At 47.4% G+C, this 14,855-nt stretch carries 10 protein-coding genes; 5 read left to right on the top strand and 5 right to left on the bottom strand.

Annotation, left to right across the window (positions count from 1 at the left end; genetic code table 11):
* Positions 1–71: 71 nt before the first annotated feature.
* From ACTS60_RS15885 to ACTS60_RS15865, 5 genes are read right to left on the bottom strand one after another with little or no spacing between them, the layout of a single operon-like run.
* Positions 72–1,274: a type III PLP-dependent enzyme gene (locus ACTS60_RS15885; protein WP_440889032.1), complete on the bottom strand. Its 1,203-nt coding sequence runs from the start codon at positions 1,272–1,274 to the stop codon at positions 72–74.
* Complete coding sequence (locus ACTS60_RS15880) at positions 1,267–3,099, bottom strand: IucA/IucC family protein (protein WP_440889031.1); 1,833 nt, start codon at positions 3,097–3,099, stop codon at positions 1,267–1,269. Before ACTS60_RS15880 ends, ACTS60_RS15885 begins: the two co-directional genes overlap by 8 nt.
* Positions 3,071–4,270: an MFS transporter gene (locus tag ACTS60_RS15875; RefSeq protein WP_440889030.1), complete on the bottom strand. Its 1,200-nt coding sequence runs from the start codon at positions 4,268–4,270 to the stop codon at positions 3,071–3,073. Before ACTS60_RS15875 ends, ACTS60_RS15880 begins: the two co-directional genes overlap by 29 nt.
* Positions 4,271–4,276: 6 nt before the next feature.
* Positions 4,277–6,088 (bottom strand): IucA/IucC family protein, encoded by a 1,812-nt coding sequence (locus ACTS60_RS15870; RefSeq protein ID WP_440889029.1) that lies wholly within the window; start codon positions 6,086–6,088, stop codon positions 4,277–4,279.
* Positions 6,085–7,296, bottom strand: coding sequence for an ATP-grasp domain-containing protein (locus ACTS60_RS15865; protein ID WP_440889028.1), 1,212 nt, complete (start codon positions 7,294–7,296; stop codon positions 6,085–6,087). Before ACTS60_RS15865 ends, ACTS60_RS15870 begins: the two co-directional genes overlap by 4 nt.
* A 241-nt stretch (positions 7,297–7,537) precedes the next feature.
* Between ACTS60_RS15865 and ACTS60_RS15860 the strand changes: the two genes are divergently transcribed.
* The 5 genes from ACTS60_RS15860 to ACTS60_RS15840 all read left to right on the top strand — a co-directional run bounded on the left by ACTS60_RS15860 (position 7,538) and on the right by ACTS60_RS15840 (position 14,854).
* Entirely contained in the window at positions 7,538–9,574 is a 2,037-nt protein-coding gene (locus ACTS60_RS15860; protein ID WP_440889027.1) for a TonB-dependent receptor, read from the top strand.
* Positions 9,575–9,709: 135 nt separating this feature from the next.
* Positions 9,710–11,827: a TonB-dependent receptor family protein gene (locus tag ACTS60_RS15855; RefSeq protein WP_440889026.1), complete on the top strand. Its 2,118-nt coding sequence runs from the start codon at positions 9,710–9,712 to the stop codon at positions 11,825–11,827.
* Positions 11,828–11,928: 101 nt separating this feature from the next.
* Complete coding sequence (locus ACTS60_RS15850) at positions 11,929–12,852, top strand: Fe(3+) dicitrate ABC transporter substrate-binding protein (RefSeq protein WP_440889025.1); 924 nt, start codon at positions 11,929–11,931, stop codon at positions 12,850–12,852.
* Complete coding sequence (locus ACTS60_RS15845; RefSeq protein WP_440889024.1) at positions 12,849–13,883, top strand: FecCD family ABC transporter permease; 1,035 nt, start codon at positions 12,849–12,851, stop codon at positions 13,881–13,883. The genes ACTS60_RS15850 and ACTS60_RS15845 overlap by 4 nt, the downstream gene beginning before the upstream one ends.
* A complete protein-coding gene (locus tag ACTS60_RS15840) occupies positions 13,883–14,854 on the top strand; it encodes a FecCD family ABC transporter permease (RefSeq protein WP_440889023.1) in 972 nt (323 codons plus the stop codon). The genes ACTS60_RS15845 and ACTS60_RS15840 overlap by 1 nt, the downstream gene beginning before the upstream one ends.
* Position 14,855 lies beyond the last annotated feature (1 nt).

Here is a 14,855-nt window from a genome sequence, read left to right as displayed (position 1 = left end):
TTATTACTAGATTGTCAGAAGTTGATAACAAAAAGCCCCCAATCGTGTGGGGGCTGATTTGCCGTTTCTAATCAGAAATAGTGGAACACCGGTGGTTCATGCATCAAAAAGTTCTGATGGGAGATGTTCCATGCATAAGCGCCGGCTAGGGTGAAAACCACATAATCGCCAATGTCGATCTGCTCAATATGTTGATTGCGTGCCAGTACGTCTTTTGGTGTGCATAGTTGGCCAACGAGAGTCGCTTTTTCATGGTGTATTGGCTGCGAGACAGCAGGTGGCAGTTGTTTTTCCACAATGGTAAACGGATGATCATGACTTTGTGCAGCAGGTGTGCGGAAGTGATGTGTGCCTCCACGGGCGATAATGAATTTCTCCCCAAGGTTCTGTTTAATATCCAACACTTCCATTACGTAATAGCCACAAGGTGCAGAGATGTAACGCCCACATTCAAAGCGCAGTTTCCAGCCTTGAATTTGCTCTTTGGCGATAAGGAACTCTAACTTGTCGCAAAACTCCATCCACGGAAAATGTTGCTCAGGATTTCGGTAGTTGATTCCCATGCCACCACCAAGATTGATCATCAATTCTCCTAGCTCAAACTTCGCTTGCCAGGCTTTGACCACTTGGAAATAGCGTTGCATCAATGCAAGGTGACGATCGACATCAAGCTGATGCGACATAAGGTGGAAGTGGAAGCCTTTTAACTTTACTTGGGGGTAGTCACGCAACAAAGTCAGAGCATTGTTCAGTTCTGTTTCATCCAATCCAAATGGGGTCGGCTTTCCGCCCATTGCTAGTTTGCTTAAGGTGATGTCACCAATATCGATGTTCATCCGTAGGAAAATTGATGCTTGGCGCTTGAGTGTTTCCGTCAGCGAGCCAATGCGTTGTAACTCGGTTAGGCTTTCAACGTGAATCGCCTCTACATCGAGCTCAATCGCCTGTGCTAACTCACTCGGCATTTTTCCCGGTCCGCCGAAGATTAGAGGTTTGTTGAGTTGCTGCTGGTGGAGGTGGGAGAGTTCTCCGCCTGAGGCCGCTTCAAAACCATCTACGTATGGTGCCAGTGTCTTTAAAACGGGAGCGGAGGGGTTGGCTTTTGCGGCATAAAACAGCTCAACGTTTTGCGGTAGCACATGACGCATTTGTTTGATGTGCTGCTCTAGCGCATTGAGGTCATAAAGGTATGCACACAAGGGTTCGGTTTGCTGTTTAGCTAAGAGTAGGACTTCGGACTTAATCTGTTCAGGAAGCGCAGTAGAGTTAAGCATGATCTGCTCCTTGACGTTGAGTTATCCATCGTGCTTTCACTCGTGTGTAGCTGGATTCTTTATCTGCTTTTTGCATTAAGCGCGTGGTGAAGTTGTTCTTACTTGGGAAGTGTCCGTCATCGAGCAAAGAGCTGAGTTCTGGTTGTTTACCATTGACCGATTGCCAACGTGTTATGGCACTAGCGACAGAATTCCACAGCGTTTGTTCCAGTCCTTGGTTTCCCTCTGCAATGAAGAAAATTGCTTCACTGATGTTGTTGATAAAGGTGCAGTATCCGATGCGGTTCCAACCTTGCTCTCGGCTGTAGTAAACCGATTGGCGCGCTCGTTCTGATAGATGGCTCAATGTTTCTAGTGGCCAAAACTCTGGCAATAATTTGGTGCCCTCTAAGTCTCGAATCCAGACGCAGCACGGCATATCCTTTTCAAAGCCAATTAGGGTGTTTTGCAAGTGGGGTTCAAATGCCACACCATGTTTGAAGTAATAGTTAAACACGCCAGGGATGAGGCAATGAAGGTAGCGTTCGAACCATAAGGTAGCGATGTCGGTGTATTGGCTTCGAGATACTTTTGCTTTGCTTTTTAATTGCTTGGCAATACAGCTATTGCCGTTTTTATCGTAGGCAAATAGTGCTCCAGCTAAGGTTGGTTGCAAGATATCAGTTTCACTCAGAGTGAAGTTTTCTCGATATAAAATGCCAAACGATTCGCGAGCTTTGGTCACCTCTTGTTCTTGCTGTTTTGCGAGACTCGCTAGATTGAGCGTGGTTGCATAAGGTTCGGTCATTACCTTGAATACGGGATTATGCAATTGTTCGCTTTCTTTGATTGGGTGCAGAATCGAGGTTAGTTGTACCGCGCTATCCAGTTCATACCAAGCATTCTTACGAACACAGTTGGTTAAACGAACGTTGATGGAGAACTTCGCAAACCAATCCATATCCGGATGGTAAAGCGTGCGCACTGAGGATGTTGGCAACATATGTTCGCCGCCTAAACCAAGAGGGGTAATTTTGCCTTGTTCAATCGCCAGCTTGACCAATGGGTTTTGCAAGATGGTATAGCTTTCCCAAGGGTGACAAGGGTAAAGCATGGTGGCTTTTGTACTCAGTTTTTCTGGAGCTAACTGTTCCAGCATTGCTTGTGGCGCTGCGCGGTTATCTGAACTCAAAACATCCAGTAAATCGCTGTCTACTTCAAACCAATACAAAGGTACTCTTGCTCCCACTTCAGGTGAACATGCGAGCAAATCATCCATGCTCACACCTGAACGGCTTTTTGGGGTGGGGTGGAAAGTGTGTCCCCAAATTAAAGACTGCTCAGATGCGATAAAGGCATTGTGTTGCTGAGGTTGGTTGTTCGAATTTAGAAACTGCTCAGTGATCAATAAGCTGTTTTCCATCTGTTCAACTAACTCATGGTTGAAAGGGATCGCCAGTACTTGTTTAAGGTAATTGAGTAGCAGCGTTAGTGTTTGTTGACTGGTATTGAGTTTGCACCAACTTGCCCCGGGCATTTTCGCCCAAGGCATATCGGCAAGCTTCACTTTGCCCAACCTGCTTGCGTACTCAACGGGCAGGACAAGCAAACTGTCTTGCTCGGAGAGGTGGATGGTCACAAGTTGTTGCGAGGTATAGTTTCTTTTAAGTGTTTGCGGCAGTGTGGTCGAGTGACATTGCCATTCAACTTGTTGATTTGGTATCGCGTATTCACGCAAGTAACAGTTTAAAATGCCCATAACGGTGTTGAGTTGGGCTTTCTCATGGTTGAACTTGACTCGGTTTTCAGCCAAGTGGTCAGTCGGAGAGGATGGAGTGTGTAACATGTTGATGTCCAAATTTTGAGTGGATAATCAGCGCAATGAGTGTTGCGATGCTGACTAACGCAGAAAGTAGGTAAGGAACCTCAAGCCAGCCGAAGCTAGAGATGAAAGATGCACATAACCCTGCGGCGACGCCACCCCATTTCGACATTGCATCAAAGCGTGAAAACACTTTGCCGCACTGTTGCCGGTCGAGCCGTTTGGCCAATGCTTGGTGTAAACCTTGATAGCAGCAAACCATGCCAAGGCCAAAGGTAAGGCGAGCGCTGATCAGTACAGCTTCATAGTGAACCAAGTGCATTGCGGTGCTGAGTGAAAGCAAGCCAAAGCCCAACCACAAGGTGCGCTGCGGCTGGTGGCCATTGATGCACTCCGACCAAAGATGAGCTTTCCCAGCCAACAAGAGATAAACGCCGTGTGGCAGCGCGTACAAAAATCCAATCCACGCTTGGTTTGTGGTGCCGTATTGCTGCACATATGGCGAGAAATACGGGAAGGTCACAACCATGGAAAAAGCGAAGCTGAACTGTGCGCCGAACACCCAATACAGAGTACGCAGCGATTGGTTTTCATTGCGCTGAGTTTCTTCAAAAGCTTGGTTACGAACAGCCGATGGTTTTATCGTTTGATCCGCAGGCAGTGTTAGCGTGATGGCTAGCGCTAGCAAGGGCATAATGGACAACCAGAGATAAGCATTGAGCGGATTGGTTTCCGATAGACCCCAGCCCAAGCCAATTGGGGCGATGATCAGGGCTAAGCGAGCCGATAGTTGAGTTTTATTAAGCGACTTGCCAAGTGTTTTAGCATCTTCAATCTGGCTAGATAAATAGCTATTAGAGGCGGCCATCGTGCCGCCAAAGGTTCCTTGAACGATAAGACCAAACACAAACATTGTTAGGTTGTTCGCCAGACCACATATAGCGAAGCCTGCTGCAAGACCAAGTTGAGCACGCAGCAGTGAACGGCGTCGGCCATATTTATCTGCAAACTGTCCCCAAAACCTTGCTGCCACCGCAGTACAAAAGGTGGGTAAAATAAACAATACCCCAGCCCAATCGGTATCAATCTGCGTGCCGAGTGTTGGTAAAACTACAGGTAAGAACAAAGGCATACCGAGAGCAGCAAACGCGGCGATGAAATGGCAAAGCAAGACGCTGTAGATGAGTTTGGTCATAATGAGTTAGCTCACGCTTTGTTTGATAGCAGCAAGATAAGCCTTTTGTGCTTCCTCGCTGGTAAGCAGCAAGAAGTTGGGTGCGGACAAGCCGTAGAACTTATTAATGTCGCTTGCGCCAGACGCCTCTTTTGATAGCAGACTGCCTGAACTCAATAAATATTTGGCATACAAATCTGGCGAATCGAACAGCAGTTCGTGTGCCAGTTTGGTATCGTGGCCTGATTTACGCAGAGAGCAAAGCTGCTGAGACAGGCTGTGTGCGACAATGGCATACAGAGAAGCTGAAGAGGTGATCCCATTTGTGGCCATTGCTTCCACTATTGCCGCAATATCCAATTGTAAAGTGATGGTGGTAAACATCTGCCCAAGCGCCAATTCGTCATCTACTTTAATGCGTTGGTCCAGTAATTGATCACATTTAACCGGAGAGTTCTGCTCAAAGGGGTTGAAGCGCTCAGGCCAAATCCGTGCTGCATCGTTGTCCTTCATCGCCAGCATCATTTTTCCCTGTTCATTAAACGCGATGATGGCGTTTTGCTGATTGGACTCCAACGCGATTCCGTAGCGAAGCCATAAGGTGAGGTGCACCTTACACAACAGGTCAACGTAGTCTTTAAACCAAGCCAGAGTGTCTTGCTGGTAGTACTGCTCAGCAAGGTGTTCTAAGAACAATCGGCCATCTGGCATAGGGCTTGCCAGTGCTGCAACAGGAACCAACGCTTTGTCTTGGCTATGGGTGATTGGATACTCACGTACGATGTAAGCGAAGGTTTTGTCTTCACCAACATGACCGCCGTGCTTTTCATTACAGTGGAAAAGCGTGCCGTTTAATGTTTGATCGGTTTGCTCTAAATGAGTAAGCAGGCGTTCAAACCAGTGGCCGTCATAAAGAGTGGAAGGTTTGATTAAGCGGATATTCTTAGTGCCTAATGAGCGCATGATTAATGGGACTTTAATGTGAACATGCGGCGCTTGGTTTACGACCACCGTACGCACAGACAAGGTTGGTGTGACATCTAAGTAGGCAGTGGGTGCTGCCAGCACGCCTTCAGGTAAGGATGCTAAACTTTGCAGCGTTAACGGATGAGCAGGGAATAACACATGGCTCTGCGCGAAGTCTGCCGGTAACCCGACTTGCTCCATCGTTGGCCAGCATTTGGGCTGTGAGCTGGTTAGGGTTACCAGTGATTTCTCAATAGCTAGCCAACGCAAGGTAAAGCTTTGTGCAAACTCTGGTGCGTATTGAGCAAGGTCTTTATCACTCAAGCCAAATTTGGCGCGAGCGGTTGGGTAGTATGGGTGATCGAGGTAAGAGGCGATCTGATCGGCACGCAACAGTTTTTTCTCCCAACTGTCGAGCTGAGAAATAGGCTGCATCAGTGAGTCAGAATGTTGCTCGAACGCGTTATCACACAAGCCTTTGTGTTTCTCTGCGCATTCTAGCTCCTGTAAGTAGCCATCCAATAGGAAATGTGAGCTTTCATGAGCGCTTGCCTTGAGAAATTCAATCCAATTTTGGTAGTGCTGCTGTCGTTCTACAAGGTCATTTCTTTCAATTATCCAGCCATCGCATGTTGAGTCATCTTGCTTTCCGTATATCCAGCGTTGCATGTAATAGCTCGGTTTAACCGGTAGGTAGAGAGTGAAATCTGTACCTACAAATGTCAGCCAGATTTGTTCACGTGGATAAGATGTGAGCCCCAGATTGTTTGGGAGTTTAGTGATGAATCTGCCTCGAGATAGTAAGCCAAATAGGTCTTCGCGTAAGCAGGTATCGATCAGACGTTGAGTCAGATATAAAGCGTTTTCGTTCATGCGGTCACCTCGTTGACAGGTGTGAGATTAAAGCGAGATAGGGCGCGCTGCAGTGTTGCTTCTAGTGGTTGACCGGAAGGTGACGCAATCGAAATTCTTGCCAAGTAATCTTTGTTGGAAAAACTCTTTTGGAAGTAGTCGCCTGTTTTTTTTAGCACCTGCTGTTGAGTGACGATATCACCGTCTTGATGGATGAATGACGTAGATGTGCCCTCAATATTGCCACTGTGTGGGGCGACTAGGTAACGTACCTGAGCACTGCCATCGATGCGAAAATTACGGTCGAGTTTGCTACCAAGATGAAGATTCAGGATGGTGGTGAACCAGCTGCCTCGGCTAAGATTGTCGAGTAAGAACTCTCGTCCGTCACCAATGCTTCGGTAGTTGATTTCGACTAATACCGGACCAGATTCCGTCACGATAAATTCACTGTGACAAACACCAAAACCAACACCGAACGCTTTCAGCTGACGTAAACACTCGTCGCGGTAATGGAGGCTGTTTGCACCATTCCAACTAGCAGCAGTTTCAATAAAGTACGGAGGAGGAGAAAGTTCAACATCGAACCCGCCAACTGGAATCAGTTCTTCTCCGTCACCAAGGGTTTCAACTGTGATGAGCGGGCCTTGCAAAAACGCCTCCACCAAAATAGGGGCCGCTGGGTGTTTTTGCCAAAATGTATCGCAATAACTATCTAGCTCCGCTTGTGAATCGCAGCGCTGTACATCCAAACTTGCCACTCCTTCTTTGGGTTTTGCCACCACAGGGAAGGTAAAATCAAACTCGGAAACCATATCGCGATGAAGCAACACATTTTGAATGTTGGGTAACGATTTTTCGTTAAGCATCTGACGGGTTAAATGTTTGTTTTTGGCTTTAAGCGTGACTGTCCAGTCTTTTGCCGCAACACCAAAAAACTGAGCACAGATTGCCGTCGAGGTTTGTAGGTGATCACTGTTACTGAAAACAGCATCGGGTTTAAGACCTTGCTCCGTTATGGTCTCGATAAGCTCAAGAGGGTTGAATACATCACATTCCAGAATGATGTCCGGATTGAAGAGGTCATCGTCACTGGCCAGTTTTAGGTGGTTGAGCTTATGGTCAGTGATCAATACGACGTGGAGACCCATCGCTTTTGCTGCAGGTACGAAGCCGTTAGTAACTGCATCATTGACGACATGACTCACGATGATCATCGTAGATTTCATGGGGCTTTCCTAATTTTCTAACGTTGTTTGCTGTCTGCTCACAGCCGGCTTCCAATCAGTCTCTTTTGAGATTTTGGGACAGAGGCACTAGTTATAATTTTGTTTGTATTAATTATTTTTTATTACCCTGATCACATAGGGCAAACAAATATAGATCATAAAATTTATATTGCAAAGCTAAATGATATTTGTTTTCATTCGCAACCGTTGGCAGTTTTATAAACAAAAACGGAATTAGAAAATGAATATGAGATTGACCTTGTCCCCTCTCGCATTAGCGATTGGAGGAGCATTGACCGCAGCAGCAGTGGCTTCGAATGTGCAGGCGGAAGAAGGTGTTGTGGCAGATGAAACACAACAAGTGATCGGTCATCAATACGAAGGCTACGCAGAACACATGCCGCAATCGGGCACTAAAACTGACGTGGAGTGGTTAGATGTGCCGCAAGCCGTTTCGGTGGTTACTAAGACGGAAATGCAAGATCGCGGTGCAGTTCGTTTGGTCGATGCTTTGGATGGTGTTGCTGGTGTGAACAACACGTTAGGCGAAGGTAGCCGAGACCAGTTTGTTATCCGCGGATTTGATGCGCTTAATGATATGTACCGTGATGGCATGCGTGATGATGGCACACTGCAATCATATCGTAGCCTAGCAAATATCGAACGTGTCGAAGTGGTGAAAGGCCCAGCTGGCGCGTTGTATGGTCGAGGATCGGCTGGTGGTATCATCAACTTGGTGACGAAACGAGCAAATGGTGACAAGTTCACAAGTGTTAACGGTAGTGTTGGCAGTAATAGCCAATTTGTTGGGCAGATCGATAGCTCAATGGCCTTTAGCGACAAGGTCAATGCACGAATCAACTTAGAATATCGACAAGCGGATTCTTACGTTGACCATGTTGATTCGAATGATTTCTTCATCGCTCCGGCTATCCGAGTTTTACCTGCGCAGGGGCATACGGTTGATTTTGATGTCGAGTACGCACACCAAGAGCTTGTCCCTTACCGTGGGGTACCATCGAAAAATGGTAAGCCAGTAGATGTTTCCGAAAGCACCTTCTTTGGTGGCACCAATGACTACCAAAAGTCTGACAGCATTCGCATTGCGGTTAATTATGAATGGCGTTTGAATGATGAATGGGCATGGACTAACCGTGCGTCTTACAACCATATTGAACTTAAGCAAAAGGGTACGCGACAGGGAACCGTAACTGATAACGAAGTTTCTCAAACTGTGAATAACTTTGGTTATGACCCTCGCACCACGACAACGCTACAGTCAGAATTGGTTTGGGAGACAGAATCAAACCAATTGATGATCGGTGCCGACTTTAACCAGATCAATATCGATCTCACCTTGGCGAGCAACAAAACATTACCACCCAAAAATATCTATGACCCTATCGTAGGGCCAACGCCAGATCCAGGTTTCAAGCCTTTCCGAGACAACACAACAACCACGACAGGCATTTACATTCAGGATGTATACACCTTTGGTGACTTGTCAGTGATCGGTAATGTACGTTACGACTCGATGGATCTTGAGCAGCAAAAAGCGGGCGCTACAAAAGAAGATTTGGATGACAACAAGGTTAGCTACCGTGCAGGTCTGGTCTACCGTATTAACTACGACATGTCGGTATATGCAAGCTTAGCTCGCTCATGGCAATTGCCTTACTCGGGCATTTACATCAATCCCAAACTGGCGGAATTTTTCCATACAGATCTGAAAGAAGTCGGCGCAAAAGCCTACTTGTTGGACAACGCTTTAATGCTGAATGCGGCGATCTTCCAAATTGACCAAGAGCAACCACAAACCAACGTTGATGGTGATGTGATCGATAAGATTGAAGCTCGTCACCAAGGTATTGAGTTGGAAGCTCGCGGTCAGATCAATGAGCAATGGGATATCTCGGTAGGGTATAGCTACCTTGATGCTGAAGATAAAGATACGGGTAAAAAACCAAATGATGTATCTGACCACTTGTTCTCACTTTGGAGTACTTATCAGCTCGACGATAACTGGCGTTTGGGTGGTGGTGTGAAATACGTTGGGGACCGTTATGCGGGCAATGACGAAGCTGTCGCTTTGGGTGATTACACCACGGTTGATTTGATGGCTGCGTACACAACTGGTCGTCATAAAATTCAAGCCAACGCTTACAACATTTTTGACGAGAAATACATCCTTGGCGCGACCAATGGCAAATCTGGCTTAAATCAGATTGGTTACGGTGCTCCTGCAGAATTTATGCTCACTTATGGATACCAGTTCTAAGGCCTCATTTCTAAGGCCTCATTGGTTTTTTGACGACTCAATCGTCGATGTTTCACCTCATTTCGAGGTTATTTAGCCCATCGGGTCAAAACAAGATTATTACTTTGACCCGCACCTATCTCAAAGGAGATTCCCATGCTTTACCAGAATTTGGATGGTAAACCTCAAGCGCAGTTGCGCCTTAGCGTCCTTGCAACGGCCATTGCATCTATCACATCCATGAGTGCATTTGCCGCTTCAGAGCCTCAAACAAAAATCATGGAAACCGTTGTTGTAACAGGGAGTGTTATTGGTAATTCAGAGTTGGAAGATGTGAAAGAATACCCAGGTGCCCGCACTGTTCTGACTAGCAAACAAATCGAAAAGACGGCTGCGCATTCTATTGATGCCGCACTGCAGAGCGTGCCGGGGATCAAAGTACAAGATGAAACTGGTACTGGGGTACTGCCAAATATCTCTGTTCGTGGCCTAAAAGCGAGCCGCAGTGGCCATGCTCAATTCTTGATGGATGGCGTGCCACTGACTCTTGCTCCCTATGGTCACACTGGGCAATCTATCTTCCCTGCAACGTTATCTATGTTGGATCGAATCGATATTGTTCGCGGTGGTGCCGCAGTGCAATATGGCCCGAACAACGTAGGTGGTGTAATTAACTTGGTTACCAAACCGATTCCAAACACTTGGCAAACTGAAATCAGTAACCGCCTGACAGTGTTTGAAGCAGGTGACACTCCGCTCAACGATTTCTATCTACGAACTGGAGGTTGGCTGACGGACACTTTCGCTATTCAACTCGAAGGTAACTTTTTAAAAGGCGAGAGCTTCCGAGATCATTCTGATACTGACGTAAAGAACTTCCAAGCCAAGGCGCAATGGCTACTAAGCGATACGCAAGAGCTACAAGCCTTCATTCAACGTTACGATGCGGATACGCAAATGCCGGGCGCGTTGTCTCCGGAAGACTATAAGAAAGACCGCACTCAATCGAAACGTCCGTACGATGAGTATCAAGGTAAATCAACGCGTTGGAGTGTGAAGTATCTACACGATCTAAATATTGCTGATAGTGCAGAGCTAGAGGTGCTGACATTTGGACACAATTCTGAGCGTTTCTTCCAATGGGGCTTTAACAGTGCCGGTGGGCATTGGGCCGATCCGTCTCTGCCATCAACCGATATTCGTACCTCTCCGCGTGAGTTCCGAGTTTATGGAGTTGAGCCAAAGTTGGCGATGTATTTCGAAGGCAAGTCCGTTACGCAAAACTGGATTGTGGGGGCTCGTTACGTCAATGAATACATCGACTACAAGCTGACTCAAACTCCAATCGCAGGCGGAGAAACCAAAGTACCGCGTGATTGGCATTTAGAGACGGATGCATTTGCGGGCTATATCAGCAATGAAATAGGTCTGTTTAATGATGCGTTAAAAGTTACACCAGGTGTCCGTTATGAATCTGTCGACATGAGGTTTGATGATTTAGGCAAATCTCAGAGCGCAGACAACAAGGTAACGGAATGGCTTCCTGGCTTAACGGTGGCTTACCACTTGACGGAGCAGTGGGTTGGGTATGCCAATGCCCAGAAATCACTGCGTGCTCCGCAAATTGCTTACATTCGTGGTCTTGGTGAAGAGGGCAGTGAACTGGCATGGAACTATGAGTTAGGGGCGCGTTATAACCAAGATTCAACCAGTTTTAATGCCGCACTTTATCGTATTGATTTTAAAGACCAACTGCAGTGGCAAAGTGCGACACAGACCTTCGACAATATCGGTAAAACGCTTCACCAAGGTATCGAACTTTCTGGTCGCTATGTTCCGAAAGCGCTACAAGCTCTGAGTTTAGGTGCGAGTTACAACTACTTGGATGCCACCCTAGAAGAAAACGGTCCAAACAAGGGTAATCAGCTGGCTTACACCTCCAAACATCAGTTTAGCTGGGATGCGACTTACACCTTTACTGGCATTGATACAACCTTGTCAGGCTACTACTTCAGCGATGCATATGCAGACAATGCGAACACTAGTGCTGAAGACGAAACGGGTGCCAAGGGCAAAGTGCCAGCTTATATGGTTTGGAACTTCAATCTTGGTACCGATTTGTACAAGGATGACAAAGGCAAGCTGCACATGAATGTTGCCGTGAACAACCTGTTTGGCGAGGACTATTATTTCCGAGGCATTGATACCAGCCCTGTAGGCCGTTATCCCGCTCCGGGACGCTCTTATACCTTGGATCTGAATTACCAGTTTTAACGCGTAAGGATTTGAAGAGAAATAGACCCAAATTAGTTGGGAATAGAAGTCGCCAATTCATCTTGGCGACTTTGACGATCTTGGCGCTGGAGAAAATAAATATGAAAAATACAAGCCGATTCTCGTCTACACAATGGTGGGCAATGATCTTTATTTTGTTACTGCTGAGCTTTTTCGCGTTTTCTAGCTCCGCGACAACCCGAGTTGTACAGGATGAGCAAGGACAGTTTGAGATAGCCACTACGCCGCAACGGGTGGTGGTTTTGGAGTTTTCCTTTGTAGATGCGCTCGCCGCAGTGGGAGAGTCACCAATTGGTGTCGCGGATGATAATGATGCTTCTCGCGTGATCCCCGCAGTACGTGAGTTAGTTCAACCATGGCAATCGGTCGGGATGCGTTCGCAGCCAAGCTTAGAGGCGATTGCAGTGCTCAAGCCTGATTTGATCATTGCAGATGCCGAGCGTCACCGAACTATCTATCAAGATTTGCGACGGATTGCCCCAACGCTGTTGTTGAAAAGCCGAGGTGAGACGTATCAAGAGAATCTACGATCGGCTCATAAGGTGGGCATTGCCCTCAATAAACAAGCGGAGATGGAGCGGCGTCTTCAATTGCATCGGCAGACTATGGCTGAGTTCAAGCAGCGTTTCTCTCTCAAGCAGAGTATTCAGTTTGCAGTGGTATCGGACAAAGGGATGTGGCTGCACAGTCCAATCTCTTACGCCGGTGGAGTACTCGCTGCACTAGGCATCGCTAGCCCAATAACTCAACCAACCGAGCAGGCTTATCTTCCTACTAGTTTTGAACTGCTGCTTAAAACCAACCCAGATTGGTTGCTGATCGGAGCGTATTCGCATCCAAATGTGGTGAATGATTGGCAGAAGAATCAGTTATTCAAGTTGCTCACGTCAGCGAAAAAACAACGGATTGTAGAGGTGTCACCAGAGTTGTGGTCTCTCAATCGGGGCATGCTTGCTGCCGAGCAGATGGCGAAAAATCTAGAGCAGATTGTGGATGCATCATGAGTGAAACTTCGATGTCTGATGGTCGCTCGTGCTTGTCACCCTTTCCATGGCAAGAGCTGCTCTTTACGTTGGTGGTGCTAGGTTTAGTATTCTCCGGCTATGTCGTGTCTATGCTGGGGTGGTCAAACTTTTCGATCACTATGCATGATTTAAAAGAAGTTTGGCTGGAATTCGATGAGAGTAATATGTCCCACCAAATTCTCGCCACACTGAGAGCACCACGAGCTTATGCCAGTTTGATAATTGGTGCCTGTCTCGCCGTTTCTGGCTTGTTGATGCAAGGATTAACTCGCAACCCTTTGGCGTCGCCATCGATTCTTGGCATTAATGCAGGAGCGGCGTGTTTTATGGCCTTATCTGCCATTGGCGTGCCTTTACTACACGAGATGAACCCCATCCTAAATGCAGTTTGTGGTGCCTTACTTAGTGGCTTAGCTGTTATGTTCCTTGGTGGTTTCTTCTCTGCTCGTTCTCATCCGTTGCGCTTGGTCTTAGCGGGAATCGCTGTCAGTGCGCTACTTATTGGCCTTACCCGAGCGGCACTGATCCTCGCCGATGATATGGCTTACAGCGTGCTGCATTGGCTGACGGGTTCACTTTCCAGTGTGGATGAAGAGCAGTGGCAGCAACTGTGGCCTCCTGCCGTGGTTGGTTTGCTGCTGGCCATGAGTCTGGCGCGCAACCTTAACCTGTTAGCGCTGGGAGAAGAAGTTGCCATCGGGCTAGGAAATAATATTCGGCTTACCCGTTTACTAAGCGGTGCTGCCATCGTTTTGCTTGCTGGAACCAGTGTGGCGATCGCTGGGCCTATCGGTTTTGTTGGTTTGCTTGTTCCTCATTTAGTTAGACCTATGATTGGCCATAACTACCATCTCTTGATTCCCATTTGTGCCTTAACAGGGGCGGCTTTAGTGGCTTGGTCTGATGCGTTGTCACGAGCGATTGCGTTTCCAACAGAAACTCCGGTAGGCGTTATCACTGCTCTGCTTGGCACTCCGTGCTTTATTCTGATCGCGATGAGGAGATCATAATGCTTCATCAAACAAAACTATTGCTATTGATTGGGCTTCTCATCACTGTGGCTACTACAAGCTTAATGGTTGGGGCGGCTTCCCTATCGGTCTCTCAAGTCATGGATCATTTAATGGCGCTTTCGAGTGATGACTTTGTGATTCATCAATACCGTTTACCCCGTATGTTGCTCGCTGTAGGTGTCGGGGCGGGGTTAGGGCTTTCTGGCATGCTGGTGCAAGGCGTTATTCGCAACCCACTCGCCTCGCCCGATCTCATGGGGATCAGTGCTGGCGCTGGGCTTGCAGCAACGGCAAGTCTGGTTTGGTTTCCGAACGCATCTGTTAGCTGGCTGCCGTTAGTTACAATGTTAGGCGGATTGTTTGCTGCAGGTTTGATCGCCACTTTGGCATGGCGTGCAAAACCCACACCGGCGAGGTTAGCGCTAATTGGTATCGCGGTGAGTGCCTTTTTGGCGAGTGGCATCGACTTTTTATTGATTACTCATCCAATTGAAATCAACACCGCGATGGTTTGGCTAACTGGTAGCTTATGGGGACGAAACTGGCAGCAAGTGCCATTTATCTGGAGTGCGTTAATCTTGCTATTACCCTTAGCATTTTGGTTGGCTTGGCGGCTGGATGTCATGGGGCTAGGTGAGGAGAGTGCGACCACACTTGGTACTCAGCCGAAACAGGTTCAGGTTCTTGCTTTGGTTGCGGCAGTATTGCTAGCCAGCATCAGTGTTTCGGTCGCGGGGACCATCAGCTTTGTTGGCTTATTGGCACCCCACTTAGCGCGTTTGCTGTTCGGTCATCACCACAAATTACTCATCCCGGCTTCTGCGCTATTAGGGGCACTATTGGTGACTTGTGCTGATGGGTTAGCTAGAGGGCTGCAACCTCCGATTGAGTTGCCAGCTGGCGTGCTTACCTCGGTAATTGGTGCGCCGTATTTCATCTTTTTACTTTATCGTTATCGAGGTTGGTAAC

It is taken from the genome of Vibrio sp. WZ-1, from assembly GCF_052037695.1.
In the GTDB taxonomy this organism is placed as follows: Bacteria; Pseudomonadota; Gammaproteobacteria; order Enterobacterales; family Vibrionaceae; genus Vibrio.
The sequence above is the reverse complement of the archived record's forward strand: the minus strand, read 5'-3'. Positions and strand labels throughout refer to the sequence as shown.

What these genes read in the sequence shown, in the direction of transcription:
- ACTS60_RS15840 (WP_440889023.1), top strand. Translation starts at nt 13,883, where the DNA reads ATGCTTCATCAAACAAAACTATTGCTATTGATTGGGCTTCTCATCACT.
- ACTS60_RS15885 (WP_440889032.1), bottom strand. Translation starts at nt 1,274, where the DNA reads ATGCTTAACTCTACTGCGCTTCCTGAACAGATTAAGTCCGAAGTCCTA.
- ACTS60_RS15850 (WP_440889025.1), top strand. Translation starts at nt 11,929, where the DNA reads ATGAAAAATACAAGCCGATTCTCGTCTACACAATGGTGGGCAATGATC.
- ACTS60_RS15880 (WP_440889031.1), bottom strand. Translation starts at nt 3,099, where the DNA reads ATGTTACACACTCCATCCTCTCCGACTGACCACTTGGCTGAAAACCGA.
- ACTS60_RS15875 (WP_440889030.1), bottom strand. Translation starts at nt 4,270, where the DNA reads ATGACCAAACTCATCTACAGCGTCTTGCTTTGCCATTTCATCGCCGCG.
- ACTS60_RS15865 (WP_440889028.1), bottom strand. Translation starts at nt 7,296, where the DNA reads ATGAAATCTACGATGATCATCGTGAGTCATGTCGTCAATGATGCAGTT.
- ACTS60_RS15845 (WP_440889024.1), top strand. Translation starts at nt 12,849, where the DNA reads ATGAGTGAAACTTCGATGTCTGATGGTCGCTCGTGCTTGTCACCCTTT.
- ACTS60_RS15855 (WP_440889026.1), top strand. Translation starts at nt 9,710, where the DNA reads ATGCTTTACCAGAATTTGGATGGTAAACCTCAAGCGCAGTTGCGCCTT.
- ACTS60_RS15870 (WP_440889029.1), bottom strand. Translation starts at nt 6,088, where the DNA reads ATGAACGAAAACGCTTTATATCTGACTCAACGTCTGATCGATACCTGC.
- ACTS60_RS15860 (WP_440889027.1), top strand. Translation starts at nt 7,538, where the DNA reads ATGAATATGAGATTGACCTTGTCCCCTCTCGCATTAGCGATTGGAGGA.